This window comes from Thalassospira marina (genome assembly GCF_002844375.1).
GTDB lineage: Bacteria > Pseudomonadota > Alphaproteobacteria > Rhodospirillales > Thalassospiraceae > Thalassospira > Thalassospira marina.
The window spans coordinates 2,795,801-2,822,500 of record NZ_CP024199.1; the positions used below are offsets into that span (position 1 = coordinate 2,795,801).

Below are 26,700 nucleotides of genomic sequence, written 5' to 3' on the forward strand. Positions count from 1 at the left end.
CTTTTCCCAAACGACAAAGAACAACCACATGGCCACCACCCGCAACCTGGTTAAAACCTATCTTGATGACACCGAACTGGCCCGCCTCGACCGACTGGCCGGGCAAATGCGGTTAAGCCGTTCGGAGCTGTTAAGACGGCTGCTCATGAATAGCAAACTGCCCGATCAGCGCACGTTTGAAGCCTCCCAGGCCATACTTGACCTTCTCAGGGTCAATGCCGACCAGGCCCGTCTGGGCAATCTCTTTAAACTGGCCCTTGATGAACCGCTAAGTGCCGATCTGCTGGCCAAGTTTGATCAGCTGATCATCGACATTACGGCGACCCAGAATGCGCTTAAAAGTCTGGTCCGCGAGATTGACCGTTCCCTGCATCGTAAAGTGTCATGATCGCCAAGAAGATCCCCAAAAACGCCCATATCGCCGATAACTATAAAGAACTGGCCCATTATATTGCGGCGGCCAAAGAGGCTGGCGAAAAGCTCGACCGTTTCTGGATTGCCAATTGTGGGGCGGGCGAAAACAAAGACGATCTTGATCTCGCCCTGGTCGAGATTGAAGCCGTGCGCCGCCTCAAGCCCGATGTCAAAGACAAATCCTATCACATGATTGTCTCGTTCCGCCCAGGCGAGAAAGACCGGCTGTCGGATCAGGACTTAAAGGACATTGCCGAAACCTATGCCGGGGCGCTGGGTTTTAGCGGCCATCAATATGTGGCCGGCACCCATATCAATACCGACAATTTTCATATGCACATCGCCTTTAACCGGGTGCATCCAGAGACGCTCCAGCTCGTCACCCCCTATCGCGATTTTAAAATCCTCGACCGGGTCTCGCGCCAGCTTGAAAAGAAATATGGCCTGTTTGTCGATAACGGCATGGCACAACGCAAAGATAACAGCGCCAAACTCTCCCCTTCCGCCCGCGACTATGAATCCCAGACCTGGCAGGAAAGTTTTCAGAACCATGTGCTGGGTCATCGTAAAGAGATTTTAAAACAAACGGCAGAAGCAAAGACCTGGCAGGATCTGCATGACGTTTTGAGTGAATACGACATAAAGATCAAAAAGCGCGGCAATGGTTTTGTGCTGCTCGGGCCGGATGGCCAGGGCATGAAAGCATCAGCCCTGGATCGTTCCATGAGCAAAGCCGCGCTGGAAAAGAAACTGGGGACCTTCAAACCACCCCTTGAAGAGCAGAGAGCAACACCGGAAAAGCAAACACGCCCCAAACGGCGCTATAAACGCCGCCCAACCCTGCGCCATCCGGCCATGCCGCCACTCTGGCGCAAATATCTCGGCACGCAAAAACTGACCCCGGCCCCGCACACCACTCTGTTGAGCCGATCGCTGTCAAACTGGAAGCTGTTTCTGGTCAGTGAGGCCTATCGTGATCCGCTGGCTGCGGTATTCCTGATCGCCCATCAGGAAATGCTGCATCTGGTCTTTGGCGAGGACCGGCCAACACCGGTGACAAAACTCGCCAACCCGGCGCTCACAGCCTGGAAAGAGGCCGGACACTGGGCCAAGGCCAAATCCCTTAAATGGCTGTCAGAGACCCGTTCGACCGGTCGGGGCTGTCGCATGGATGATGAAGGCAACTTGCTCGTGCCGTTCAGGGACCGCAACGGCCATTTGCAGGTCGTGCGGCTTTATTCGCCGGACGGCAAAAGTCTCGACATTGGCAATGAACGGGCACACACGCTGGTGCATCTCATTGATCCCCGAAAACAGATCGACAAAGGCCCGGTGATCTTTACCGCCGATTATGCCGATGCCGTTAAAATCCATGATGCCACACGGCGACCGGTAATTGTTCTGGCCGATCCCAATGACATGCGTCAGGTGCTTAAAGAGCATCAACGGCGATACCCCGACAGCACAGCAATCATTGCTGATCCGGCCATCCCGCGCCAACCCAATGTACCGATTGTGTCCCTGCCCGATCAGGATGACGCGACCGACATTCGCCGCGCTTTTGCCGAGGCTACCGATGACAAAGCCTTCATAGTCTGGGATACCTGCTCCGACTGGGCCAAACCCAAAAATTCAGCCTGGCTGAAAGCCACCGGCCTGCGCGGCTATGGCGTCAAGCTTACAGCCAAAGGCGACATCGCCGTACCACTGCGCGATAAATCCGGCCGGGTTGAAAATGTCATGCTGATCGACAAACAGGGCCGTCAAAGCCTGGTGCTGAAAAGCCCGTCCGATCAGGTGCAGATGCACAGGATTGATCCACAAAAACGCGGGGACAAAGATACACTGATCATCGCCCGGGATTACGCTGACGCGGCGGCACTGCATAAGGCGACGAACTGCCCGGTGATGATCCCCGCCAGACCCCGGAGGACTGGGCGGCTCTGGCCCGCCACATGCGCGAGAGGAACAACAACGCCGAAATCCTGGTCGCGCTCGGCGCAACAGAGCAGCCCGACGACACAGAAAAAGCAACAAGGCTGGGCATGGAGATTGTGCGCCCGAAGATGACCACTTCGTTCAAAGAGTATGCCGCGCCCCATGACGGCAACAAGGCATCGCGCCTGATTGCCAGCGGTACCGCACCTTACAAGTTCGATCCCAAGAAGTCGCAATCCAGTTTTGTCACCCTTCAGGATGCCAACGGCATCGAACGCACGCTGTGGGGCATTGATATTGCGCAGAGCGTTGACCAGGCCGACGCCAAACCCGGCGACTGGATTACGCTAGAGGTCGCTGAAACCAAAGAAGTTGAGGTCGAGGAAGAATATCGCGACAAAACCGGCCAGCTCCAAACCCGGACCATAAAGACACATCGCAATGTCTGGAAAACACAGATCAGGGAAGATCCGGCCCAAACCCCGACCATGACGGCTCTGCGTACTGAACTGGCAGAAAAGGTTGGCGATCATACCTGGTGCGTCTGGCAGGCTGCCAGGCCTGCGGACAAACAGACCATCAAAGCCAGAGCAGAACTGGGCACGGCCAAAGCCTGGGCGCAGTATCGTGTCGATAGAGACGGCAAGGTTTTCATCCCGCTGCGTGACAGCGGCAACCGTCTGGCCGCGCTCTACCGGATTAACACCGATGGATCAGGCGAGATGATCACAGGGCCGGGCAACGACAAGGGACTGCATCATATCGTTGGTGGCAAACTCTCAAAGAACCCCAAAGAACCGATCCTGATTGCCGATGACCTGGTGAGCGCCATCGAGCTTAACCGACAGACGGGAAAACCGGTGGTTTGGGCGGTGACGACCGAGAACCTGAAGGCTGTGGCTGAAAACCTGCGGCAGTTTAATTCCAAGCATGAAATCGTGATTGCGGCGACGGATGCTCATATGACCCGCGAAAACTGGTCGTTGTGTCTACCGCAGCAAGCATTTAAAGCGATCAATGGCACTTTGATTGTCCCGCCACTTGCAACATGACATTGAATTGACCAAGCTCAGAACTTATTGATCTAACACTCCGAATTCCTGCTCCAACTTTCTGATATCAGTCTGCAAACTTCGAATGGCCTCGGTATCATCTGTGATATCGGAAAGATACCAAGTTTCACAGATAGCCCCCAATGCAATTAGCTTTTCATTGTTATCTTCGGCTATCGTGGCAAGGTTCTCTATGCGTTCAACAATTTCTTTCATTTCAAAAGGAAACTGCGTTGCCAATACAGCTACTCTGGTCGAGAAGCACCCTGCACTGTCGAGCCGACGAGCAAGCGTTTTAGCCATATCTTTACCTCCTTCGATTAGAGCACGCGGCTTCCGGATCAAGAGGCCAGTAGAAGATTCAAACTCCGCGATTGCAAGAGCGCAGTCGTTTTTTGAAAAAGCAACAAGGCGCTCTGTATGCCTTGTCCTTACATTTGACGATACCCATAGGTGCCTCATTGTCATCGCAAGAGATGGAATGTTCTGAGAAAAAGCATCTCCTGTCCAAAGGGAACGAACTGCCGGGCCCGCGGCAGCGGTAGCTTGAGCCAGTGTCCGCATATTCAAATACTTAGGCTGATCTCGCCATTCGAGATAGGTGGAAGCCAACAGTTGGCTCCCATTATTCCACGTAACGAATCCAGAAGAGAGTCCTTCGACAAGAGCGAAGACTTCAACCCCAGCTTCCATTGTGGCAGCGATTATTATACGCCGCTTAATACCGCCAACTGCCGCCCCAAGGTCGCTGGTCCAGAACACTCGCTCATTGAGAAGACCTTTTTCATAGAGTTTTAACATCACGTCGCCAATAGAAAGACCCTCCGGCCATTCACCATTAACGAGGAATTTTTTAACTCCCTCTTCGCCGAAAAATGTTTCAATCCATTTTTCCCATTCAATATTCGGTGCGTATTTTTGAAGAAGATCAAAAAGAAAGTTTGGTGCACCAACTACGTTCGGCTGCTTGGCCCGAATACCTTGCTCCCAAAGCCAAGACATTATTTTGAGAGGCAAGCTGCGACTAGTATGTCGATCCGCAGCAATATGTAGTTCGTATATTTCTCGCGCCGCCTCTTCCGACATCTTCGGATAAAGCTCTAGGAGCAGGTCTCCTATTCCTGCTTCTCCGTTCATCAGCATCTTAATGACGGTACTTTTGTCAGTATGATTCAGAATACGATGATTGTTCGGAAATAACGGAGAGTCGAGACCAAGCTTTTCATTTAGCCAACAATAGAAATCCATCGCGGAATCTGGAATCGACCTAGGATCAACCGTGACACCTACTTCTTCTAGCTTTCGACGAATCTCCTCTTTTTGCTCCTTGGTTGGACTAACCCCGAGCTCCTCCATCTTCTGTTTCGCTGCATCTTCAAAGTTTTTTTTTGCCTGAGGGTCATCGGTAAGGTCTCGATGAATTTCAGCCATCTCATCCCGAAAGACCTGATCCATGACCAAATCGATGGATGCTGCCATTGCCCCCAACGCAATTGCATAACCGAGCGCTAACTTATCCAAATAAGCCGTTGGAAGACGTTTTACTGGCGTCTGTTCATGTTCCCGCTGCCATTGCCGCGCCAACCGGTCTCCCCCGATTTCACGAAGAGTTTTTTCAATTTCATATTTCATTTCTGAGACTTAAAGATAGGTGCTGTACGGTTCACGACCAAATCAACTTGACTATCGGTGAGCTTGAAAGCCCGCAAGCACTCATCCAACTCTGGCATGCTCTGAGGAGGCGACTTTATCAATTGCTCGGTCACTTCCTCCAGCCATACAATTTCCTCATCCTTCCTTTCCATTTCCGATTTGAATATTTCAAGCACAGAACGAATTTCCTTGCGGAGGTTTTCATTCTCCTCATTCATTTTCTTCCGATCTTCCTCACCCTCAGCATTCCCCCAAACCTTACCAACAGCAACACCGATAACTGCAACAACAGCTACGCCTACACCAGCTGCAACTTTTCCCCAACTCATGCGTTCCCCCTGTGCATCCGCGAATTTAATAAAACGATTAAAATTCTCGCATCATATTGTTCACCGATCGTGGGATTTAACCTACGATTTTGAAGCGCAGGATCGCATAAACCTCACGCATTCGGGTAATATTCCCTTCGACTAGCCGAAATAAATCTCTAAAGTTTCTCCTCAATGCTATTTAAGAACTGATCAAAGAGGCCGACGTCCTCCGCCAATTGTTCTAAAGATTTGTTTAGCGCTTCAAACGTATATCCCCAGTCATCGTCATTCCATGCATCCGCAATTTTCTCTTCCGAGAGCTGAAAAGATCGGAAATACCAACCTTTTCCTTCATGCACCCAACCGCGTTTCCCTAACTCCAAGCCCGTATTGGCGTCCAATGCACCAACGACCTTGTTCCAACTTCTCTTATCGGAAAAATACGAAGGTTCAGGGCAAAACCTAAATCCATACTGAGTGTCGCCTAGTCCGAAAAGAGAAGCCAAACGATAAGAGCTTGTTTCGTTCGGATCGCGAACGTCTAACTCAAACCAAGCTTTCCAATTTTGGTTTTCATCTCGCCAATGCACTGGCGCACACCAAAATTCGTGTAATTCGGCTCCTGCGCTTACTGCACCAAGCCACAACTTTTCTTCCAACCAGTTTTTGAACAAATTGGATAACTCTGCGTTTAGCGAAGGAACTATCTCTCTCTCAAAATAAACTGCTGCTTGATCAAATAATTGCAAGTTTTGCAGAATTAACTGCCCTGGTCGTTTACTCTGATCGTGCGACATCTATCCCCCTAAAATCTGCTGATATGTCTCGCAAAGGTTTTCGCAAAGAACCTAGAAATCTCATGCCCATTTTTTGGCTTCTTCGCAGAATCCCACAAATGTGAAGCAATCTTTGACCAAGAGTATGGAACGACATCGTCAAAGTAAATTCCTGCGCTCTTTGGCACCGCACCGGTGCATGTAAGATAAATGACTTTCCAAGGTCGACCGTCGCGCGCACAAGCCTCGGCAATCTGGCAGTAACGTTGCAATTGATCAATTTGCTCCCCCGCATCAATTTTCACCTCAATGATAAGAAAAAAATTGCCAGGATCGTCGATCCGAATGTCGACACGACTATCTCTCGATCCATCGGGACAGTTTTCAACGGCCAACCGGCAATGGCTTGAGGGCTTCAAGGGAAAATCTGGAATGTTAGCCAGAAAGCTGTTCAAGAGACCAGCATGTAGCCCGTGCCCACCTCTAGGATCAAGGAACCACTTTAGGACAGCAGCATTTCGAACTTCATCACGTCGCAGACCCGCAATACTCCAAGGGTTGCCATAGTTCACTGGTCCGAGTACCTGGTCCGAAACCAGCCCCCCTAAATCCTCGAAAAGGCCCAACAGCTGGTTCTCGCTCGGCAACTCTACAACGCCGCCTGAAACTTTAGAGCTATGAAAACTACATTCCCCCAAATTCTGAAAAAACTCGGGCAGATTGGAACTCAGCAATTCTACCTTCATATAAAGATCCTTAAGCTAGAACGAGGAATACACTACCTTGCTATCTATTCGTATGAACACTAGCCGCAGCGCCGCTCTGCGCGGCACGATATGTTGCGGAGAATACAGCCTCAGAAAGCCATTTCTTAAACGAAGGATTATCACTGAATTGCTTAAAGAGCTCGGTGTGGTCCGTCAGTAATTCGATGACCGCGCGCTCCAAAGCCTTATCGTGCTCAATGCGGGCATTCTGCTTGTCCGAGTTCTTGATTGCGTTTTGGTAAGCCTTGTCTGCTGCCACCTTTGTCGGCAATTCCTCTGCTATCACCTGCCCTATTTTATCAGCATCTTTCCAATCGATATTGCCGAACATGTCATTGAAGGTCTTAAGGATGTTGCTAAGATTATCCAACTCAGGTTCCGCCTTACGCCCTCCACCAACGCTAGGAACTGGGCCGATCTCAGCATCAGCATCCTGAAGTGCTATCGACATTGTGGCCTGTGCTTCCACCCGATAGCTGTCCATATCGATTGCCTCAAGTATCCCCCGGGAAAGATCCTGCTCCTCTGGTGCGGGAAGCTTTGGAGTCAGGAACGTCAGGAAGATTGAAAGTTTCTCCCAATCGGCATTCGAGTAGGGAAGTATGGCAGACAAAAAACCATAGGTGCGTGTAAACGCTTTGCTCTTGCCCTTGAAGTCGACCTGCCCATCTTCGTCCAGGTCAGTGTTATAGGTTGCCACGCAGGCATCGAGGATCGGGTCCAGTTTGTCCCTGTCAGCACCGCCAAGATACAACGCAACCAGTTCCTCGACTTGTTCCCAGGAATAGGCCTGATAGCGGTCAAGACTAGCTTTCAGGTCGTGCAGTTTGTTGGGGTCGGTTTCCTCGCTGAGGATCGTGGTCCGGTAATAGTCTTCGAACGACGCCTTGATCGCATCCACATCGTTCATGAAATCCAGCACGAAGGTATCGTGCTTCTGCGGATGCGCCCGGTTGAGGCGGGACAATGTCTGAACTGCTTTGATGCTCGACAACGTCTTATCGACATACATCGTGTGCAGCAGAGGTTCGTCGTAGCCGGTCTGGAACTTGTCAGCAACGATCAGGAACCGATACGGGCCAGACTTGACCATCTCTTCTATCTTGTTGCTCGGGAAGCCGTTCAAACTCGCTTCTGTCACCTTCTCGCCGCCATACTCATGCTCCCCGGAGAAGGCGACAATTGCCTTATAAGGGCTCTTGCGCTCTTTCAGATAGTCGCGGAACGCTTGAAAATACTGGATCGCGCGAAGAATCCCGCTGGTGACGACCATGGCCCTAGCGGCACCGCCAATCTTCCGGCGTCCAATGACTTGGTCATGGAAATGATCGACCATGATCTCTGCTTTTTTCCGGATGGCATAATCGTTGGATTCGACATAACGCCTCAGCTTCTTCTGTGCACGCTTGCTATCAAACTGAGGGTCGTCTTCAACCGTCTTCATCAGACGGTAGTAGCTATCGACCGGCGTATAATGTTTCAGCACATCAAGAATGAAACCTTCCTGAATAGCTTGTTTCATTGTGTAGCTGTGGAAGGGCACATGCTTGACTTTGCCACCCTGTGAAACACCGGCACCAAAAATCTCCAGTGTCTTGTTCTTGGGCGTCGCCGTGAACGCAAAATAGCTGGCGTTAGGCAGCACCTTACGGGCTTCCATCAGGCGGTTGATGGTGTCCTCGACCGTTTCATCCTCTTCTTCCGCCCCCTCGGCAGCAAGCGCGATGTTCATCTTCGCCGATGTCCGGCCACCTTGGCTTGAATGGGCCTCGTCGATGATGATGGCGAACGACCGTCCGCGATGTTCATCGCCAATTTCATCTAAGATGAAGGGGAACTTCTGTACCGTCGTGATGACGATCTTTTTACCCGCCTGCAGGAAAGCTCGCAGATCGCCCGCGCGTTCTGCATGGCCTACAATCGAGGCAACCTGCGCAAATTGCTTGATAGTGTCGCGGATCTGTTTGTCCAGCACACGGCGGTCGGTTACGACGATAACCGTGTCAAAGGTGGTTTTTCCGCCGGTTTCCAACCCGATCAGCTGATGGCCGAGCCATGCGATGGAGTTGCTTTTGCCCGAGCCAGCCGAATGCTGAATCAGATAGCGTTTGCCAGCACCATTTACCTCCGCATCAGCCAGCAGCTTGCGCACCACGTCTAGCTGATGGAAGCGCGGGAACACTTGCTTGGGCGGCTTTTTCTTGCCCTTGTCATCGGTCTCTTCAACGACCTGGGCATAATTTTCAAGAATGTCGGTTAGGTTGCGCTTTGTCAGAACCTCTTTCCAAAGGTAATCCGTTTTCAGCCCATGCGGGTTGGGCGGGTTGCCTGCGCCATCGTTCCAGCCCTTGTTGAAGGGCAGAAACCAGGATACCTTGCCCTTCAGATGGGTGCACATTCGCACTTCATGCTCATCGACGGCGAAGTGAACGACGCAACGGCCGAACTGGAATAGCAATTCCTTGGGATCGCGGTCGCGTTTGTACTGTTCGACGGCGTCCTCGACGGTCTGCTTGGTCAGGCTGTTCTTCAGTTCGAAAGTGGCGACGGGCAAGCCGTTGATGAAGATCGCCATGTCGAGCGACAGCTTGGTCTCGTCCTTGGAGTAATGCAGCTGCCGGGTTACGCTGAAGATATTGGCGACGAACAGTTCTTCGGCCTTCTTATTGCCCACCGATGGTGTGCCGTAGAACAGCTCCAGCGAGACCGGGCCGTGTTTGACGCCATTGCGCAGTACGTCGATGATACCGCGCTTAGCGATCTCACCCTGAAGCCGGTGCAGGAATTGCAGCCGCTTCGGCCCATCCTCGCCCAATCCTAATGCTTCAGCGGCCTTTGGCTGTGTGGCGACAATGAAGTCCGACAGTTTAGCCAGGTCAACGGCGTGTTCGCGGTCGAAATCCCTGGACTCGCCTGCAACGTAACCGGCATCGCCGATCAGCGAATTTACGATGAGGGTCTCGAGACCTTTCTCGCTCGTATCAGTCTTCGGCATCGGCCCCCTCCAAACTATCTTCTGTGTCCGTATCCAGCTCTTCTTCAATTTCTTCCAGATCGTCGTCTAATGGCTTGTCAGGAAGTGCGGTGATCTCAATGCCGCGCACATCCAGCTTCCCCGTGACGACATCGGCAATCAGGCGCTCGCGGTACTCGCGGACCAGCGAAATCTCGCTCTGAGCCTTCTCGATAGCCTTATCGAAGACAGCAGTTTCTTCTTTGCAACGAATTTCTATTTCGTTCTGCTCATGAATATCTGGAAGCGGTAAGTACGAGTTTGCAAAAAACTGATATTCTAAACTCTCAACTGTCGCGCCCTGCTTCCTCCAAGCAAGAAGTAAACTACCCTCCAGGCCTGTCACTAAAAGTTGGAGGTAGCTCGGAGAGACCACATTCTCATCTAGCACGATGCCCTTGATGTCTTGGTTAATCGTGACCGGCGCATCGCAAATCGCGACGGGGATTGAGCGCCTCAAAATGCCCGAGCGCACGACCATCATCAGATTACCGGGTTTCAGCAAAGGGGTATGGCCGTCTTCGATAGCCTTCTTACTCACACTCATCTGAGCAGAAGCAATGCGCGCAACCTTCATGTCTTTGGGCGAGACCCAAGGAATGTCATCGGTCCAGTACTTGCCTTCAGCCATTGGTGGCGTGCCGCCGCTCAAGAACCGGGCGAAAAACTTGAACTTCGGCAACCCCCAACGCGCCGGAACCTCGGGCATCCAGTCAATGCCGGTTGGCTTCATCGGGGCATTGGGGTCGAGGCCGCGTGTAACAGCCTGATTGATGACCGCCTGCTTCTGCTCGTTCAACAGCCCAATTAATCGCCTCTTGTTGCGGATGAGGCGAGCTGTAAGGCGGCTATGGGCGTCGAGAAAATCGGCTATCCGGATCTGCTCATCCGTCGGCGGAAAGGCCGAGGGCATCTGTTTGAACTCGTCCCAATAGAGCCGATTACGATCTGAAACGATGCCACGTGAGAACTTGTTTACCTCCCGCATGTAAGCGTCGGTTCTGAATAGGTACGTGTAATAGCGCGTTTCAACTTCGTCAAATGGACGTGCGACGACATATGCGGGGCTGATGAGACCATCGACTGGAGCTACTCCTACGGCACCTTGCCACATGCGCATCATGTTGTAGGAGATGTCACCTTTCGCCGCGTACTTGTACTTGCTTCGGTCCTTCATCTGCTGCTTTCGCGCGCCGTTCTCCATGTCGCGGACACGGACACCCGTGCGCAAGGAAACCTCCAAAATAGGTAGATCCTCGAAGCCGGTCTGATTGCGCTCGGAAAACAGTCTTCCGTTTCGACGCACATCCCAATGCTCGGGCACATGGCCCAGCCAAGGCAGCCCGCTGGCACGGTAGGCCGGATAAGGTTTTAGAATAGAACTCATACTAACTTGAGCCCAACATTGATAAACGTTCAAGAAGCTCATTTTTATATTTATCACTCTGGCAATCCGCTAACGCGTGATTCACCGCCTTAGTTGCCTCAGCATTGTTGCCGAGCTTCTCATGACATAGGCTAAGTAGGAGGTAATAAGAAGGGACGTGAATTTTTGCTCTATCATCCGCAATTACTTGCTTGAGAGCCTCCGAAGCACTTTGCAAGGCGTCGTCTTTTTTCTCTAGTGCTAATTCAGCTTCGGCCTTTCGATAGAGAACCCAATGGTCAATTTCTTCATCAGGAACCTTCCCGATGGTTTCTAGAGCCCTTCTAGGCAAAACGGCAGCATTATAGGCTTTGGCAACTGCCCGCGCATCATAGGGCTTGATTTTATCACTACTAGAAATTTCATCTGCAAACTGGAGGCAAGCTTCTCTTAGGCGTTTAGATAGCCTTTCTTTTCCCTCTCGGTGTGCTGCGTCAGCCGTATTTGTCAGTGCTTCGCATGCACTGACCCATTGATTCGCTCCAACGGCCTGAATTGGCATCGCCAATATTTCTGGCAGCCTTTCCGCAAGCTGCACGCACACAGTGCTAAATTGGTAACCAAATTTGGAAGTGAATGAGACGAAGGCCTCATAGAACTGGCCAAAACCTTCAAGTGCGGAAAGTGCAATTATATCCGCTAGCTTTTGAACCTGATCTGGTTCATTCGAGATGTCTTTGACGACTGCTCCATAAGATCTCAGCCTCGCCAATGCGGCCAGAGAGACGCGTAGCGGAACCGATGAACTATCTTTCGTCATTTCATCAATCAGAATACGGATAGATTGTTCGCCCTGCGTCGTTGTCTCAGCATCCGCACCATATTGCATACCAAGGTGAGCAATTTGCCCGTGCGTTGCATGCCACTCTGGTCTCAGCTTCAAAAGCTCGTTGAAGCTATCCAGTGCCACCTTATGCTCCCCACACCGCCTAAACGCTTTTCCACGGTGATGTAGAAGCTCTGCTGCCACGTCCGGAGAAACCTGATTTTCAAGTGCCTCAGAAAACTGGTTTGCGCAATTTTCGTAATATAGCTTTCTCTTATCTTGATCCTCAATGGTGTAGGCATAAGCTTCCTTTGCATCAATGAGGCACATCACTTCTGATAAAGGAAGTTCAGGAGTAATTTTTTTAAACTCAATGTCTTTGCATAATGACTGCTTTGCATCGCCTTCAATCTGAAGAAGAGCGTAGGAAAGCCAATCCAATCGAATTTCACTGCGTTTTGCTAATATCGCTTGGAGCAAATCTGAGCAAAGATGAATTTCCCGGAGCACGCTAGGCGCCATTTCTCCATTGCGTGCTGCAATGAAATCTTGAATGGCGTTGACAAGTTCTTCTCCATCAATACGGTCCTGTACAGCGGAGCAAACCAAGTCATGGACTCTGACAACGCCTGTAACGCTCGTAGGCAGTAAGATAGATATTTGCCGCAGATTTTGAGAGTTCGCAATCCCTATGAATTGACGCAAAAATTCCAAATCATGTGTCGCAATTCCAGAGTTTGCGATCTTTTTGAGAGCCTGAATTGCATTATCATCCAAGCGGCTCAAAATTTTCTTCATAATCGATTGGCCATCTCGACTAAAAAGATCGTTGGGAGACGCTAGAATTTCTTTATATAGATCGTTCGAATCAACTCCCTCTTGACTAATAATGGCGCGTATTACGGATAGGATGAGCGGATTAAATTTACATGCACCAATGAAATCAAGCGCTTCTTCAGTACAATTTCCTCTATCCTCACCAAGTATTTGAGTAGCTGTTTCTATCGACATTTCCGGAATCTGCACGCAACAATCTTTTTCAAGAATTGCTGTTTGAGACGTGACGATTACCACTCCTTCCTTTTGGAATCCGCCCTGCAACTCATCAAAATCTGACTTGTTGATAGGCCTTTCTAAACCGTCAATTACAAGGATAGTTTTGCTAGCATTAAATAAGCCTGGAATGTTTACAGGCGCTCCTCCACGGGACCTTTTGACGGCACTTAAAGCAGTCGCATCTTTCCAATCATCTCCAGTAATCCATATGTAATTCTCAAACTGGTCGGAATGATCCCGCGTAAACCTGATGGCTGCTTGCGTTTTTCCAGACCCGCTGACACCATGAAGAACACAAATAGAATTCGTTTTAAAATGGCTCATAAGGGCAGCATCGGCCTCTTGCTCTGGCACGTAGCCTTCACATTGCGCCGGTAGCTTCCCGTAGTATTCGTAGTTATCAAGGTTCTGTGAAAATCCCGGAAAAAACTGGGTGTAAAAATTTGCGCAGTCAGGTACCGCTATTGATTGCTGATACACCTCTTTCGCAAGTTCGCGGGAATCTAGGATAGTAATTATCCCACCATGTTGTGTTGCAAGAGGGGTGGCATTAAACTTCGCACGGAAAGATGGAGGTTCTTCCTGGCTGGAAATTAGATAGATTTTATCAGGCCCTTGGGGGAGTCTGTGCCCAATGGCATGAATAATATCTTTTTCTGGCTTCGGAAATGATGGAGATTTTTTATCCTTCGTACTATCACAATCTTTGAAGTAGTCATGCTCCGTGCTGTATTCGGCGACGAGGCTTGAGTCGTCTGAAAAACCATCAACGGTATGTCCTACAGGCTTGTAATCCTTATTAATGCCATGGTGAACCATCCTTTTGTTTTCGCGCATTGCGACAACATTTTGTCCAACAAGTTCTAGGTCGGTCGGGCTCAAGCAAGCAATTTCTGCCATCAGTTCCTTGATGACCCGCTTTTTTATGTATTCCTGAATCATTTTGAGCTCCTGACATCAACTGCCATCTTAAAGCCCCTCGAAATAGGTCTTGATCTTCTGGGCCATCAGCTTGCGCCGCGTGTCCAGAAATTCGCCATAGTCAGGGGTGTCGCCGCTGAGCAGGCTTTCAGGCAGGCAGCTCATGGCCAGATTGGCGCGTAATTCATCCAGATCGGTGATGCCGCCATGCTTCTTCGGGCCACCGTTGCACTGGTTTGCGATCTCCTCGAAATAGATCTCCGGTGCGCGGTCGCCGATACCGATATTGATCTCGCTCTGGGCCAGCACGAAATTGGCAATCTGGTTATAACGCCCTCGCGTCATGCCCTGGCTTTTTAGGTGATTACGCGGATAGACGTGATGGACGTCGCTGCGGTTTAGCAGCAGGTCCCACACCGTGATATCGCGCGACAGGAAGCCAAGGTCGCCCAGCTTGGCCTGGGCCGCCTGATAGACGAGGAAGTAGGGGCTGGAGCCCGATGATGTGTCCATCTCCTGCGGAAGCAGGGTCGTCCAGAAGCTTTCCGGCAGTTCGGCTTCAATCACGGCCTCGGTATACTTCGCGAGGCCCTGTGTTTCGATTTGGCGGATGTCGAAATCGAACGTGGTTTCCGGGCTGCCCGAATAGCGCCCCCGCAGTAGAGACATGACATACCAACGTCGCACCAGCCGTTCGATATCAGCCGCCGGCATGCCCTCGCTACGGCCACGCAGATAGAGGATATAGGCGAAATTAATGGCGTTTTGGCTTCGGATCAGCTTGGAAGTGATGAAGCCGGCCGACCGCAAAATCATCGTCAGCCGGTCGAAATGGGTCTTGTTGATGAAATTGAGAACGCCTGTCTTCAGCTTCGCAAAGGCGTCCTCGGCGACCGCCTCTTCGTATCGCTTGGTCTCGAAATTCCGGCCCGACAGCAGTGCAACAAGGTCTTGCAACTTGCCCCGACGGAATTCCGACGTGAACGCCACGCGCAGCATGTCGGTATAGGACGGGTCATACAGGTCATCGTTCACATCCTTCAGCCAGCGCATTTTCGGGAAAAATTCCGATGCGGCGAAGGCTTTGTCCCCTTTTTCGATGCGCGGCAGAAACTCCGGCGCGACGGCCAAATGGCAGAAATAGTCGATGGCCTTGCGCAACGTATTGCCGCCGTATGTGTCGTTGGCGGCGATCTTCGACATGGCGAAATCCGCCTGACTCAGGGATGCGCCCGCCGAGTTCACACGGATGAAAATCTCGGTGACCGTCTCTATGTCGAGGTCTTCGGCCAGTTCGATGAAGCCAACATGGTTGTTGATGATCTTGCGGACCCGTTCCAACACGATGGAAACGGCGTCTTGATCGACCTCCGGATTGCGCGCCACATAGTCCCGCGTCAGCTTGGTCAGGCTAGCCTCGGGCGAGAACACGTCGGCCAGATCGGGTATCCATGCACCGTCTTTTTGAATGGCTGGGTTCGAGACTTCGAACTTCTCCTCCACCGGCTGGAAGGCGATGCGAATGCGGACAGTCTCGTAATCTTTGGTCAACACCTCGCGGCCCAACAGCGCCGCCATGAGTGCGGTGACGCGCTGTTGGCCGTCAATCAGGATGCGTTTTCCGGAAGAGGTTGAGCCATCCTTAAGGCGCACGGACGGGTTTCGCCATGCTATGAGATAACCTACCGGGTACCCCTGATAGAGCGAATCCAGCAGGTTTCTGACCTTCGTCGCGTCCCAGACAAAGGGGCGCTGAATTTCAGGGATAGCGATCTCGCCCGATTTCACCCAGGTGAGCAGAGTCTCAATCGGATGCGGGGTGACGGAGTAGCGTTGCGTCGCCATGCTCAGCGCCCTCCCGCCAGAACGTCTTCAAGCAGGCCTTCTGTTTCTTCTTCAAGGGCCCTGATGTCCGCTTCGATATCTGCCAGCGGCCGTAGCGGCTGCGGTTTGTAGAAGTGGCGGTTGAACGAGATTTCATAGCCGATGACGGTCTTGCCATCTTCGATCCAAGCATCAGGCGCGTGGGGCAGGACTTCGCGGCGGATAAATAACTCGATCCCCCCGTCCTCCAGAAACGGCACCTGTTCCGTATCGCGCAGTTCGCTGTCGGGTTCGAATTCGACGATGACGGTTTTGCCATCAATCACTTTCTGATAACGACCGTACAGAGACACATCGGATTCCTTCGCGCCCTTTGCTTTTGTCACCTTCTTGATAACGGCTTCGGCTTCGGCATCTTTAGTGCCGAGCGACGCCATGATCAGCTTCTGGCGCTTGGCCGTCATGCGGACGCCGCGCACCTTTGCCAGCCTTTCCACAGTATCCATGAAGGCGTTGAAATCCATATGCGGACCAGTGCCAAGATCGCCTGCAATGGCCTCCAGAACGTCAACGAGCGGTTCTTCACCAGCATCCTTGCAGGCCACAGCGAAACGTCTGAGAGCGCTTTCTGACAGCTCGACTTTCAGGCGGAGCGGGCGTTCAACGGTGACTTTCCAGTATCCGAAGGCGTCATTTGGAAAGATTTTCGATTGCTCATTTTCTTCGCCATTCAGAAATGCGCTGCAAATCTTCTCGATATCGTCCGGCCCAAGCTCGCAATTCTTCTTGCCGAGATTCTTGCGCAGCGGCTTGAACCACGAGGTCGCATCGACAAGCTGCACCTTACCCTTACGTTCCGGAGCCTTCCTGTTGCTGAGGACCCAGATGTAGGTCGCAATACCGGTGTTGTAGAAGATGTTGAGCGGCAGGGCGATGATGGCTTCGAGCCAATCATTCTCGATGACCCAGCGGCGGACGTTACTCTCCCCGGAACCGGCGTCGCCGGTGAACAGGGCCGAGCCGTTGTGGACTTCTGCAATGCGACTGCCAACCTTGCTGTCTTTCTTAATCTTGCTCAGCATGTTCGCAAGGAAGACCATCTGGCCGTCACTGGATCGGGTGATGAGGCTGTATTCGGGGTCGTCACCATGCTCGATGACAAAGCGCGGGTCTGTGATGTCCTTCTTGCCGCCCATGCGATCGAGATCGGACTTCCAGCTCTTGCCGTATGGCGGGTTAGATAGCATGAAATCGAATTCCCGCGAAGGGAAGGCGTCGGCCGATAGCGTCGAGCCGTATTTCATGTTCTCCGCTTCAACGCCTTCGCCCTTGAGGATCAAGTCGGCCTTGCTGATAGCGAAGGTTTCAGGCTGCACCTCCTGCCCATACAGATGGACCGAGACTTCTTTGCCATAATCGGTCGCCAGCTTGATGAGTGTTTCTTCGGCGACGGTCAGCATGCCGCCCGTACCGCAAGCGCCATCGTAGACCAGATAGGTTCCTGACTGTATATCGTCAGCAATCGGCTTGAAGATCAGAAATGCCATAAGCTCCACGACATCACGCGGCGTGAAGTGTTCTCCAGCTTCCTCGTTATTCTCCTCATTGAAGCGTCGGATTAGCTCTTCAAAAATCGTCCCCATGGAATGATTATCGAGACCGGGCAGGCGCTCGCTGCCATCCTGATGCCGGACGGGATTAGGGCTCAGGTTTACCGACGGGTCGAGGAACTTCTCGATCAGGAAGCCAAGGATGTCGGCATCAACAAGCGTTGGGATCTGATTTCGGAATTTGAACTTGTCCAGCACCTCCTGGACGTTCGGTGAAAAGCCGTCGAGATAGGCTTCGAAATCAGATTTTAACTGCTGGCGGCGAGCCTTTGACGCTAGGTCGCGGAGGCGAAACTGTGACGTGTTGTAGAACGCCTCACCTGACGCTTGGCATAGGGCCGCATGCTGGTTCGCAACTCCAGCCTTGTCGAGCTGGGCTTTCATGGACAGAACAGCTTCTTTCGTCGGCTCTAGAACCGCATCGAGCCGCCGGATAACCGTCATGGGTAGGATAACGTCTCGGTATTTCCCGCGCACGTAGATGTCGCGCAGGACATCGTCTGCGATGTTCCAAATGAAATTACTGATATTCAAATTACTCATGCTATTCCCGTTTTCGAAACACTACGCTGTTAATAATCTTAAAAGTTCAGCCTGCTCAGCCCCCAAATTCTTCAAGACATGCTTATTCAAATATTCACTACATAGCGTATTGTCGGGAAAACGAAGCACGTAAATCGCTATCCTATCCGGTTAATCAAAACGCTATCCAAAGTATCAAAATATAGTTTCCCGTAGATCATGGCCTTGCCATGCGAATAAGGCAGGAAGAACAGCTGCGTTCTGTTAGGTGATATCACCTAACCTATCCTGCCAGACCAACGACAGGGTAAAGTTGTGCAATCTTTGGCACACTCTGGCACAAACTGGCAATCTCCGTCAATCTCTGGCAATCTCTGTCAATAACTGGCAACACATTGTAATTGCTTGATTTTTATCTATACCTATTCTTCCGAAAATATACGTTTTACCCCTTGTGCATAAGTCATTTCATCGCGTAATCAAAAGAGTCGGACGGCTCTTGTCACAGAGCACTTACAACCTCTGCGGATAAACCGCGATGGCTTGGCCAAGGATCACAACATGAATGAAATCATACCGTTCAGCTTTGAAGGTGCTGAAATTCGTACTGTCTATAGGAATGACGACCCGTGGTTTGTCGCCATGGATGTTTGCAAGGCGCTGGGAATTGGAAATCCCCGCAAGGCAATCCAGGTGCTTGATGATGATGAAAAAGATGACGTAACTTTAAGTGACGCCATCGGGCGGCAACAGGAAACGAACATCATCAATGAAAGTGGCCTCTATATCCTGATCCTGCGCAGTCGGAACGCATTGAAGCCTGATACATTACAGCATCGTTTTCGCAAGTGGGTCACGAACGAGGTCCTGCCTGCAATTCGCAAAACCGGAGCCTATCCCCCCGCCCCGCCCCCATCATCCACCCAAAACAATGATCAGCAGGAACTGATCGAAGCCCTGCGCGACAAAATCGCACTTCTGGAAGAAAACCGGTCATTGGTTAAAGACCGCAGGATCTCATCAACGTTCGTGGGCGTGGCACGCCAGCTCTTTGAGAAAACCGACTTCTCCGACGACACCATTGCAGAAATCCTTGCCCCGGGCATCGGCACCCTCATGCCTGAATGGGTCACCTGGCAACGCCGACAGCACCATTGATCCGGCCTGAAATAAGACTTCCCCTTCCCGGCCTCGTGCCTTTTTCTTTATCCTTCCCAGAAACGAGGCCTGACTTGAGAGCCGGAATCTACGCACGTCATTCAACAGACAAACAGGAAACCAGTACCCAGGATCAAATCCGCCGCTGCCGGGAGTTTTGCCAGCGTAAAGGCTATGACATTGTTGAAATTTATCACGATGAAGCCATCTCGGGCTCCCACATCGAAAACCGGCCCGGCATTTCCGCCCTTCTGATCGGTGCCTTGAATGATCGCTTTGATCTGGTGGTGGCGGAGGACCTTAGCCGCATCAGCCGCGATCAGGCCGATACCGCCAATTTCTTCAAGAAAATGCTGTTCCTGGGCGTCCCAGTCGAGACTGTCAGCGAAGGCTTGATCAACGAACTGCATATATATCGGCCTTAAAAGTACGATGAATGCACTGTACCTGAAGGATCTGGCCGATAAGACCCATCGTGGGGTAATTGCCGCTGTGCTGCGCGGCGGTGTTCCCGGCGGCAAGCTATATGGGTACGACCTTGTTCATGCGCTGGATGAATTTGGCGAGCCGATACGCGGCAAACGCACCATCAACGCAGAACAGGCTGCTATCATCCGTGAAATTTTTGAACATTATGCGAGCGGGCGCAAACTCAAACATATCTGCGATGATCTGAACCACCGGGGCATTGATGCCCCTAAAGGCGGGAAGTGGGCACCCTCCAGCCTTGTTGGCTCCTTTGTCCGCCAGACCGGCATGTTACGCCAGACGCTGTATAACGGCACCGTCACCTTCAACAAGATGCAGTACCGGAAACACCCCGAAAATGGCCGACGGGTGTCAATCATCCGGCCCGAAAGCGACTGGATCACCGTCCCTATTCCCGAATTGAAAATTGTTGAACCCGAGTTATTTGCCGAAGTTCAAAAAGCACTCGATATGCGCTCCAACAAACACATGCAGCGCAAGCTCGGCCCCAAGGTGACGACAGAGGAAGAAAAACGGGAAATCTCGATCAAACGATCAAAGGAATGGCGGCGCAATCAGGCGATTACGTCAAAACGCTCCAATGCCGTTTTTGGCGGCAAGCTATATTGCGGGGAACATGGCCACAAAATCACCGCGACCTATGCCAAACACTATTCCTGCCCGATCAAAGGCTGCCATAACCGTAGCCTGAATTATGATCAGATCATGGCCCTGGTCATCGACGCAATCAGCGATCTTGACCACAACACGATCCGCGATCATTTCGATGATGATAAAATGGCAGAAACCCGCGCCCATCACGAACAGGAGATCATCCGCCTGAAGGCAGAACTGGAAGCCTTACGAGCCAGTGTCAATAAAGTCATCGAGGCTCTCGGCCCGGATGCACGCTCGCAAGACATTCGTGCCTTTTTTGACGACAAGTCGGAACTGATCCACCGGACCAAACTCGATATCTCTCGCCATCAGCGCGAACTGGCCGAAACAATGCTCCCAAAAAGTCTGGATCGCATTATCCAGCGCCATACCAATCTGGTGGCGAGACTGCGTGTCTGGTCTCGGGATCCGGAAGCTGTTGTTCCGTTACGGCGCGTCATCGAAAAGCTGACAATTCATACCTTCTGGGACCAAACCACCAAAACATGGCGGCAGGAATGCAAGGCGATATTTGATTTTAACGCCCTGATCACAAGCGAGAAATAAAACACGCCCTGAACTGACAGACCATGACAACCGGCAGAATCCTGCCGGTTCACTATCTGGTTTTCAACAGAGCGCAGCGCTGCGCATTCCGGGTCAGAAGGAATGAAACCGGCACAATTTTGCCGGTTCCTTCATCAATGCCAATCAGAACTGAAATCCGATTTGCCCTTTGTCGTTCGTCTCTGTAAGAACGCCCTGAAAGCTGGTGCAGGACGCTTGCACAAAGTCAGGCAATGAGGTTGCCCACCTCTGCCGATATTCGAATTCGATGTTCATCATCGCCTCAGTCTCAGCATATTTGCAGAAAATTGAGGCAGCGGCTTCCTGAACACTTACCGGCGGCCATTCGGCATAAAAATGCGAACGAAAGCCGGTCTCGGAAATGAACGGCAAACCAAGGTCGATGGCAATAAAGCCAAAGCTGCTGCATGTATCGAGTGGGCAGGTGAAATCGACCAATGCCCGGCCATGTTTGGTTTCCAGAACAAACAAACCGTTTTGCCCCCAATGCGGAACCTGACCTTCTTTGGCGGCAAGGACCGCCGTGATGGCTGTTCCGGCCCCGTCTGCGGCAAAACTGCCAAAGCTGCCCTTTTCGCCATTGGCCGCGACAATCAGGGCATTAAAATCCTGTGCAGCCTTCTGTGCTGCCGCTCCATCATTCGCCCTGATAGCAGCATCAAATTCACGGGCAATATGATTGGCCGTCTGGATATCGCATTCTGTTACCTTGCGCATTTTTCTGGTTCCCTTAATGACAACAGGATGGCCGATGTGGCCGGTTCAACTTCTTCCCGTCGTCAAAAAGGGGTGAATGCCGTCAAGCTGAATATGGGATGTTCACGACCGTTAAGGCGTGAACCGGGACACTGATTCTGCTTTACGGCAGAGGGCGCAGCCCTTCCTTTGGCTGATCCTCAGGTTAGATGCCAAGATGGTAATATTTACTTGATATAATGCGTTCCCGAATTGGAACTCGTTTTAGCCGATCAGTACGTCGTGGCAATTGCGTTGTCATCAGAGCTGTTGACGAGACATCTGGCTACGTCTTTGTCCATGATCGACGCCTTATTAGTGTAGGCATCCAAAAAACAGACCCTATTTATATTTTTGAGTTTTTCGCCCCCGCAACCTGTCCTATCAAAAGCTGAAGATCGACCTGTCCGGCATGGAACGAACTGCCCGTTCTTCAGCTTGCTCAATTATCGTGTCCATAAAGGCATTGAAAGAGTTTTGAATATCGTCATGCTTTGGGTGGTAGTCTTAACCGTTGACGAGCTGCATCCCGGCGTTCTTTGAATTTGGGATCGACCGGAAGCAAAACCGGATCATAACCGTTAACGCGTCGGAATTCCTCTATCAACATCTTCTTCCCGTCTTCAAGACGCAATCCCATCGCGTCAAGATATTCCTGTGCTTCCTCATCGGTCAGCAGGGAATGATCGCCGACATCGCCATATTCCTGTCTACGATCCAACCATTCACCAGGATCCAAACGCCATCCTGTTCTGGCACGCGCCTGAACTGCTCCACCTTGAATCCTATAAAGGCCCGGCTTTATCCTCTCTCTAACAAGAAAGATGGCAATATTGTCTTTATCCTCGTCATCCAAAAATGGCGACAGCACAGATATGCGTTCCTCAGCCTTTTGCTCATTCGTCATTATTCTCACTCCAATCCCAATGCTCCGGATGGTACAGGAACCTGGTCGAAAAGCGCTTTTTGCTGTTCATCCAAAGCTTCCCAAGCCTCTGAGGTACGCGGCAACAACCTTTGTTGCTCATACAGCTTATGTGTCTCAACTTCCTTCGTATGATGACTGGCTTTGGTATGAAACTGCACCTCGAACTTAAATCCCTGTGGTGTTTCATACACCGCATTGATGCCACGATATCCGGGCCCCGCCCATGTATTCTTGAACTTGATCTGACGATTGCCCTTTGACACGAGTTCCTGTGCTGCATCCCTGACACCTGCGGCATAGGCATTGTCAGGAAAGATAATGGTATAGCGCAGAACATCCTTCATCTGCCCTGCTACCTCGGAATACAATTTTCCTTCTTCTACCGCCTGGCCGCTAATTTTGCGTGCAAGCGATTCCTCGGATTTGAAGCGAAACTGCAAACCTTCCATATAACCGCCGAATTTACCGGCAATTGATTGCAGTGTCGCCGTAATAGGCGGCTCTACTGCACGGGCGGCTTCCAGCAGAACCTTAACAACCGCTTCCAGAGATTCACTTTTAAATCTATAGCGGTACTGTGCCTTAACCGTAATCACCATCCGGCTCATGCCATATTTCATGACACGAAGCGCCCGAACAAAACCGTCCAGCACGGCCCCGAAAATAATCCCTTCCAGGGCGTTCTTCAAACGCCCTTCGGCAGAACTGTCTCCTGGGGCAGAAGCAAGGTATTCCGTGACCGGGTTCCTCAGTTGAGGAAACTCTTGAATCAGATTTGAAAGCCGTCGTTCATGTGGATCAAATGCGGTTGTATCGGCAATAACCCCGGCAATAATGAACTCCCCCGTTGATCCAAGAACGGAAGCTGCCTTGACCAACCGAACAACCCGTACCGCCGGAATGAACGCAATCAAAAACTGCGTCACACCCTCCATCACCTGGCCAACAGTTCCCTTTGGTGGATCTACGCCAAGATCGATGAAATCCTGATACCCGTATCGTTTTATATGTGCCAACCTCTCTTCGGTGCTCATCCAGACCATGTCGCCGTTGACATTGACCCAGCCGGGATTCCAGCCCACCCAGAAGCCAAACTCGTCGACCGAGCGCATGACGTTATTGATGCCTTTCTCTGCCCCGGACAGAGCGCCCCGACCGAGGCCTTCCAGCCACCATTCCTCAGAATCACCTTCACCTCTCTCCTCACCTTCCGGAACACCCAAAGTTTCATTCGGGCGCTCGCTTTGAAGGGCGAATTGCACGTCTTCGATACCGCCGGGCAATTCGACGCGGGCAAAGCCGCCAGGACCGATTATACCGCGATATTCGACACGTTCCTTTTCTACGTCGGTCACGACAAAGGACATGCCCGCTTCGTCAGCCTGAACATCCCTCGCTGTCAAACCCGCAATTCTCATATAGTCGGGCATGTTCTCCGGTATACGGGACTCAAACTGAAACTCGACCCAGTTTGGGCATGTCTTACAAAAGTTGTCAGCAACCGCCGTATTTTGCGGATCATCCACTGCCTGGGCAATCGTCGCAGGATCAAGGATTTCATTCATGATCTATTCCGCTTCCATGACATCTGGGGACAGGCTTTCCATTCTTTTTCGAAAGGCATTGAACTTCCTGATTGCCGGCGCGCCGGAGCGGCATATCGTTTCGAGTAAACCGTCCGGATCTTTGCTCTCGTATCTTTCGCCATAGAAAACCTCCCACGACGCGAGGATCGTCAGGTGGTTTTCGGAAATGAAGCCATAACTCTGCATCCGGTTAACTGAGATCTCTGTAAGAGCGCGAACCTTTGGGAGATCAAGTGCATGTTCAGGAAAAGATGCGACAATGTTCCCGGCAACCCGTTCAAACCAGTTCCGCCGCAGATCGTTTTCGATAACATTGATATCAATTGTCACCGGCCCCGAAAATCCGGACATATCGGTTTCCGTCTTTCGGATCAGATAGGTTGCCTTTGTGGTAGGACACACCAGAACCCCGTTCCCATCAAAGGACAGAAATTTCCTTGCGAAATCAACATTCTCAAGGCGTTTTGTCAGGTGTTCCGGTTCCCAGAACCGTAAATAATACCATTTCCCCATCTCGTCTTGAATACGGGTAAACCGCCGAAAATGTTTCCACAAATCGTCAATATCGGCACGAGAGCGAATATAAATCGCCGGTTCGCGGTGCCAGAGATGCCGGGTAGTCGCTTGAGCGTTTGCATTGGGGTCATGGGTAAACAGAATGCGGGTAAAATTCGCCCCCCGATCCAGCTCGATCAGATAAGGCGCAACATCGCCAAGTTCGACGGCGGCCTTGCCCTTGAACATGCAGCGCCAGGGCATGCCGCAGGTTTCAATGGCACTGGCCCCGCCTGTCAGCTTGCCGGCATCAATCACGGCATAGGTTTTAAGCGGCGGCACATTCTCAAGGCCGTCATAGAAAGAAATCTCTGCTGCTGTTGGTTCCACCTCTCCGAACAGCGGCTCAAGCAGACCATCGGGCACTGTTTTGCGCGGATACACACCGAACTGGCCATCAAGCGGTTCAATACCGGGTATCTCTTTAATATCGAGCCACGCAACCGGTTCCGCTGTGGTCGTAGCATCGCTGGCGAGCAGCCCCAATTCGACCGGATGTTGGGCATAAACGTTTCGGGCCAGATCCAGTGCCTGTTTTTCCCGGGCATGGCGCACCATCCATTCGGTGGCTGGCATCACATCTTCCGCCCAGAGCAGGCGAAGAGGTGAAAGATCACCACCTATAGCGGTAAGATGCGCGCGCAACACAGTTTCATAGGCATCACGACCATCGACCCACACAGCGGCCACGCCGGTCAGGGTCTCTGTCACGGTTGCCGTATCAGCACCAAAACCGTCTTCTGTATCGGTATCGCCTGAAAGATCGCGCACAAAATGACAGTGCCCCAGCCAGGGCTCCAACTCTGGTGCTGTCATCTCACAGTCCCCATCAGGCACATTCCTCACACAGTTAAACCTGCCAGACATTTTTGTGTGGCAGGTTAGAGCATGCCAAAACTCTTTGAGCAGAGTCCCAGGCAAATCGATAAATGCGTATGATGAGAGAAACTCTGTTAGTTGATTGATTTTGAAAACAAAATTCAAAAGTCAAAATATATACCGCAACCTTGCTTCAGGCGGATTTTCGCCAACTTAAGCGGAAATCTGCCCAAAAGACCGAACTCAACCGGCAAAATCCTGCCGGCTGCACCAGTGTGCAATCTCGACTTCAACACAAGCCAGCCTCAGGCGCATCCCGGATCGGCGCGCATTCTGATATTCCCGTTCGTAAAGGGCTTCCATGGCACTTACCCGTTGTGCCGGTTCCAAAGACGCAAAGGGGTCACCGCCGCAGACCTGGACATCCGCTTGCCGGGTGTGCATCCGGTCCAGCTCGCCAAGCTGCGTTTGCAACGCCTTTTTCTCAGCTTCGAGGATTTCAATTGCTACTTTTGCATAGGCTGTGATGTCATCATCCAGCATCACAACCTCCCAATGCTGGCAGAACGCACCGCACCCGCTCCATAAAAACCCGTTCGGCCTTGATCGCACTCCAGGGCAGCATGTAGTCGTCAAACGGTTTCGCCAGATCGCCCGCGCTCAACCGCACCAGAGACGGATCCACACAATCGCGATATTCCGTCGCTCTCAACCGCTGGTCGATCTCATGGACTTCGTGCAGCACGGCATGAGGCCACGGCCATTCAAGGCCGGCCAAAAGGGTAAAATGCCGCTGGATCGGCAGAACGATTTCAGTTTCAAAACGCTGCCAGACGCCGAGCCGACGCAGGGTATTTTTGACCGGCGAGATAATGCCGCCAGTGTCAAATTCCTCGATATCATGCAACAGCGCATATCCTGTAGCCTGCGATGAGACCAGATCACAAGCCTGCACACAATGCTGTGCCACCGTAACCTCGCAGGCCCCGTTCCAGCGCCGGATACACGCCAGACCTGCCGCTTGATGCCTGAAAATCTCAAGGCGTTCTTCGAGAGACGGGGGAATGTTTTGAGTGGGGGCGATCAGTTCAAGCATGTCACACCGCCGATCTGCAACCCCTTGCGCTCTGCAACAGGCCGGATTGCTGCCATCAACT

22 protein-coding genes (1 of these 22 running past the window's edge) are annotated in these 26,700 nt (G+C 51.7%); 6 read left to right on the forward strand and 16 right to left on the reverse strand.

Translation table 11 applies throughout. The annotated features are described in order from the left end of the window. The first annotated feature begins 28 nt into the window (after positions 1-28). The 3 genes from CSC3H3_RS12745 to CSC3H3_RS12755 are packed head-to-tail and all read left to right on the forward strand — an operon-like array spanning position 29 to position 3,404. Entirely contained in the window at positions 29-388 is a 360-nt protein-coding gene (locus CSC3H3_RS12745) for a plasmid mobilization protein (RefSeq protein ID WP_101285062.1), read from the forward strand. Continuing rightward, positions 385-2,484 (forward strand): TraI/MobA(P) family conjugative relaxase, encoded by a 2,100-nt coding sequence (traI, locus tag CSC3H3_RS12750; RefSeq protein ID WP_101285063.1) that lies wholly within the window; start codon positions 385-387, stop codon positions 2,482-2,484. The genes CSC3H3_RS12745 and traI overlap by 4 nt, the downstream gene beginning before the upstream one ends. Beyond that, the gene (locus CSC3H3_RS12755; RefSeq protein ID WP_157831889.1) at positions 2,370-3,404 is read left to right on the forward strand and encodes a primase/helicase family protein; all 1,035 of its coding nucleotides are present in this window, start codon (positions 2,370-2,372) and stop codon (positions 3,402-3,404) included. Before traI ends, CSC3H3_RS12755 begins: the two co-directional genes overlap by 115 nt. A 24-nt stretch (positions 3,405-3,428) precedes the next feature. Here CSC3H3_RS12755 and CSC3H3_RS12760 read toward each other — a convergent pair whose 3' ends face one another. From CSC3H3_RS12760 to CSC3H3_RS12800, 9 genes are all read right to left on the reverse strand, one after another. Then, a complete protein-coding gene (locus CSC3H3_RS12760; RefSeq protein ID WP_101285065.1) occupies positions 3,429-5,036 on the reverse strand; it encodes a hypothetical protein in 1,608 nt (535 codons plus the stop codon). After that, on the reverse strand, positions 5,033-5,386 hold the full coding sequence (locus CSC3H3_RS12765) for a hypothetical protein (RefSeq protein WP_101285066.1): 354 nt from the start codon (positions 5,384-5,386) through the stop codon (positions 5,033-5,035). Before CSC3H3_RS12765 ends, CSC3H3_RS12760 begins: the two co-directional genes overlap by 4 nt. Before the next feature lie 158 nt (positions 5,387-5,544). Beyond that, positions 5,545-6,165: a hypothetical protein gene (locus CSC3H3_RS12770; protein ID WP_101285067.1), complete on the reverse strand. Its 621-nt coding sequence runs from the start codon at positions 6,163-6,165 to the stop codon at positions 5,545-5,547. An 8-nt stretch (positions 6,166-6,173) separates the two neighbouring features. Continuing rightward, entirely contained in the window at positions 6,174-6,890 is a 717-nt protein-coding gene (locus CSC3H3_RS12775) for a PDDEXK-like family protein (RefSeq protein WP_101285068.1), read from the reverse strand. A 40-nt stretch (positions 6,891-6,930) separates the two neighbouring features. Continuing rightward, on the reverse strand, positions 6,931-9,906 hold the full coding sequence (locus CSC3H3_RS12780; RefSeq protein ID WP_101285069.1) for a type I restriction endonuclease subunit R: 2,976 nt from the start codon (positions 9,904-9,906) through the stop codon (positions 6,931-6,933). Next, positions 9,893-11,311 (reverse strand): restriction endonuclease subunit S, encoded by a 1,419-nt coding sequence (locus CSC3H3_RS12785; RefSeq protein WP_101285070.1) that lies wholly within the window; start codon positions 11,309-11,311, stop codon positions 9,893-9,895. The genes CSC3H3_RS12780 and CSC3H3_RS12785 overlap by 14 nt, the downstream gene beginning before the upstream one ends. Before the next feature lies 1 nt (position 11,312). Continuing rightward, a complete protein-coding gene (locus CSC3H3_RS12790; RefSeq protein WP_101285071.1) occupies positions 11,313-14,114 on the reverse strand; it encodes a tetratricopeptide repeat protein in 2,802 nt (933 codons plus the stop codon). Between the two features lie 27 nt (positions 14,115-14,141). Continuing rightward, a complete protein-coding gene (locus CSC3H3_RS12795; RefSeq protein ID WP_101285072.1) occupies positions 14,142-15,938 on the reverse strand; it encodes a GmrSD restriction endonuclease domain-containing protein in 1,797 nt (598 codons plus the stop codon). A 2-nt stretch (positions 15,939-15,940) separates the two neighbouring features. Then, the gene (locus tag CSC3H3_RS12800) at positions 15,941-18,070 is read right to left on the reverse strand and encodes a type I restriction-modification system subunit M (protein ID WP_101285073.1); all 2,130 of its coding nucleotides are present in this window, start codon (positions 18,068-18,070) and stop codon (positions 15,941-15,943) included. A gap of 522 nt (positions 18,071-18,592) precedes the next feature. On the opposite strand from CSC3H3_RS12800, the gene CSC3H3_RS12805 reads away from it, so the two are divergent. From CSC3H3_RS12805 to CSC3H3_RS12815, 3 genes are read left to right on the forward strand one after another with little or no spacing between them, the layout of a single operon-like run. After that, the gene (locus CSC3H3_RS12805) at positions 18,593-19,207 is read left to right on the forward strand and encodes a BRO-N domain-containing protein (protein WP_245881108.1); all 615 of its coding nucleotides are present in this window, start codon (positions 18,593-18,595) and stop codon (positions 19,205-19,207) included. Next, entirely contained in the window at positions 19,174-19,632 is a 459-nt protein-coding gene (locus CSC3H3_RS25170; RefSeq protein ID WP_101285075.1) for a recombinase family protein, read from the forward strand. Before CSC3H3_RS12805 ends, CSC3H3_RS25170 begins: the two co-directional genes overlap by 34 nt. Before the next feature lie 7 nt (positions 19,633-19,639). Continuing rightward, positions 19,640-20,899: a recombinase family protein gene (locus CSC3H3_RS12815; protein ID WP_101285076.1), complete on the forward strand. Its 1,260-nt coding sequence runs from the start codon at positions 19,640-19,642 to the stop codon at positions 20,897-20,899. Positions 20,900-21,043: 144 nt separating this feature from the next. Here CSC3H3_RS12815 and CSC3H3_RS12820 read toward each other — a convergent pair whose 3' ends face one another. The 7 genes from CSC3H3_RS12820 to CSC3H3_RS12850 all read right to left on the reverse strand — a co-directional run. Then, positions 21,044-21,637 carry a hypothetical protein gene (locus CSC3H3_RS12820; protein ID WP_101285077.1) on the reverse strand — a complete coding sequence of 198 codons (594 nt, stop codon included), beginning with the start codon at positions 21,635-21,637 and terminating at the stop codon, positions 21,044-21,046. A 505-nt stretch (positions 21,638-22,142) separates the two neighbouring features. Beyond that, positions 22,143-22,562 (reverse strand): hypothetical protein, encoded by a 420-nt coding sequence (locus tag CSC3H3_RS12825; RefSeq protein ID WP_101285078.1) that lies wholly within the window; start codon positions 22,560-22,562, stop codon positions 22,143-22,145. Positions 22,563-22,567: 5 nt separating this feature from the next. Continuing rightward, positions 22,568-24,148 carry a hypothetical protein gene (locus CSC3H3_RS12830; RefSeq protein WP_101285079.1) on the reverse strand — a complete coding sequence of 527 codons (1,581 nt, stop codon included), beginning with the start codon at positions 24,146-24,148 and terminating at the stop codon, positions 22,568-22,570. 3 nt (positions 24,149-24,151) lie between these two features. Beyond that, positions 24,152-25,540, reverse strand: coding sequence for a DUF4123 domain-containing protein (locus tag CSC3H3_RS12835; protein WP_157831891.1), 1,389 nt, complete (start codon positions 25,538-25,540; stop codon positions 24,152-24,154). A gap of 246 nt (positions 25,541-25,786) precedes the next feature. Then, on the reverse strand, positions 25,787-26,086 hold the full coding sequence (locus CSC3H3_RS12840) for a hypothetical protein (protein WP_101285081.1): 300 nt from the start codon (positions 26,084-26,086) through the stop codon (positions 25,787-25,789). Beyond that, complete coding sequence (locus CSC3H3_RS12845) at positions 26,076-26,639, reverse strand: hypothetical protein (RefSeq protein ID WP_101285082.1); 564 nt, start codon at positions 26,637-26,639, stop codon at positions 26,076-26,078. The genes CSC3H3_RS12840 and CSC3H3_RS12845 overlap by 11 nt, the downstream gene beginning before the upstream one ends. After that, a protein-coding gene (locus tag CSC3H3_RS12850) for a helix-turn-helix domain-containing protein (RefSeq protein ID WP_101285083.1) crosses the window boundary here: on the reverse strand, positions 26,627-26,700 show its 3' end. 931 nt of this gene lie beyond the right edge of the window; only the last 74 of its 1,005 coding nucleotides appear in the window; its start codon lies beyond the right edge, outside the window; it ends in the stop codon at positions 26,627-26,629. Before CSC3H3_RS12850 ends, CSC3H3_RS12845 begins: the two co-directional genes overlap by 13 nt.

Bases quoted from the DNA above. Each gene is read 5' to 3' on its own strand.
- CSC3H3_RS12795 (WP_101285072.1), bottom strand. From the start codon at position 15,938: ATGGCGACGCAACGCTACTCCGTCACCCCGCATCCGATTGAGACTCTG.
- CSC3H3_RS12780 (WP_101285069.1), bottom strand. From the start codon at position 9,906: ATGCCGAAGACTGATACGAGCGAGAAAGGTCTCGAGACCCTCATCGTA.
- CSC3H3_RS12800 (WP_101285073.1), bottom strand. From the start codon at position 18,070: ATGAGTAATTTGAATATCAGTAATTTCATTTGGAACATCGCAGACGAT.
- CSC3H3_RS12790 (WP_101285071.1), bottom strand. From the start codon at position 14,114: ATGATTCAGGAATACATAAAAAAGCGGGTCATCAAGGAACTGATGGCA.
- CSC3H3_RS12825 (WP_101285078.1), bottom strand. From the start codon at position 22,562: ATGACGAATGAGCAAAAGGCTGAGGAACGCATATCTGTGCTGTCGCCA.
- CSC3H3_RS12770 (WP_101285067.1), bottom strand. From the start codon at position 6,165: ATGTCGCACGATCAGAGTAAACGACCAGGGCAGTTAATTCTGCAAAAC.
- CSC3H3_RS12755 (WP_157831889.1), top strand. From the start codon at position 2,370: ATGCGCGAGAGGAACAACAACGCCGAAATCCTGGTCGCGCTCGGCGCA.
- CSC3H3_RS12820 (WP_101285077.1), bottom strand. From the start codon at position 21,637: ATGCGCAAGGTAACAGAATGCGATATCCAGACGGCCAATCATATTGCC.
- CSC3H3_RS12835 (WP_157831891.1), bottom strand. From the start codon at position 25,540: ATGACAGCACCAGAGTTGGAGCCCTGGCTGGGGCACTGTCATTTTGTG.
- CSC3H3_RS12765 (WP_101285066.1), bottom strand. From the start codon at position 5,386: ATGAGTTGGGGAAAAGTTGCAGCTGGTGTAGGCGTAGCTGTTGTTGCA.
- CSC3H3_RS12845 (WP_101285082.1), bottom strand. From the start codon at position 26,639: ATGCTTGAACTGATCGCCCCCACTCAAAACATTCCCCCGTCTCTCGAA.
- CSC3H3_RS12785 (WP_101285070.1), bottom strand. From the start codon at position 11,311: ATGAGTTCTATTCTAAAACCTTATCCGGCCTACCGTGCCAGCGGGCTG.
- traI (WP_101285063.1), top strand. From the start codon at position 385: ATGATCGCCAAGAAGATCCCCAAAAACGCCCATATCGCCGATAACTAT.
- CSC3H3_RS25170 (WP_101285075.1), top strand. From the start codon at position 19,174: ATGGGTCACCTGGCAACGCCGACAGCACCATTGATCCGGCCTGAAATA.
- CSC3H3_RS12830 (WP_101285079.1), bottom strand. From the start codon at position 24,148: ATGAATGAAATCCTTGATCCTGCGACGATTGCCCAGGCAGTGGATGAT.
- CSC3H3_RS12815 (WP_101285076.1), top strand. From the start codon at position 19,640: ATGAATGCACTGTACCTGAAGGATCTGGCCGATAAGACCCATCGTGGG.
- CSC3H3_RS12760 (WP_101285065.1), bottom strand. From the start codon at position 5,036: ATGAAATATGAAATTGAAAAAACTCTTCGTGAAATCGGGGGAGACCGG.
- CSC3H3_RS12775 (WP_101285068.1), bottom strand. From the start codon at position 6,890: ATGAAGGTAGAATTGCTGAGTTCCAATCTGCCCGAGTTTTTTCAGAAT.
- CSC3H3_RS12840 (WP_101285081.1), bottom strand. From the start codon at position 26,086: ATGCTGGATGATGACATCACAGCCTATGCAAAAGTAGCAATTGAAATC.
- CSC3H3_RS12745 (WP_101285062.1), top strand. From the start codon at position 29: ATGGCCACCACCCGCAACCTGGTTAAAACCTATCTTGATGACACCGAA.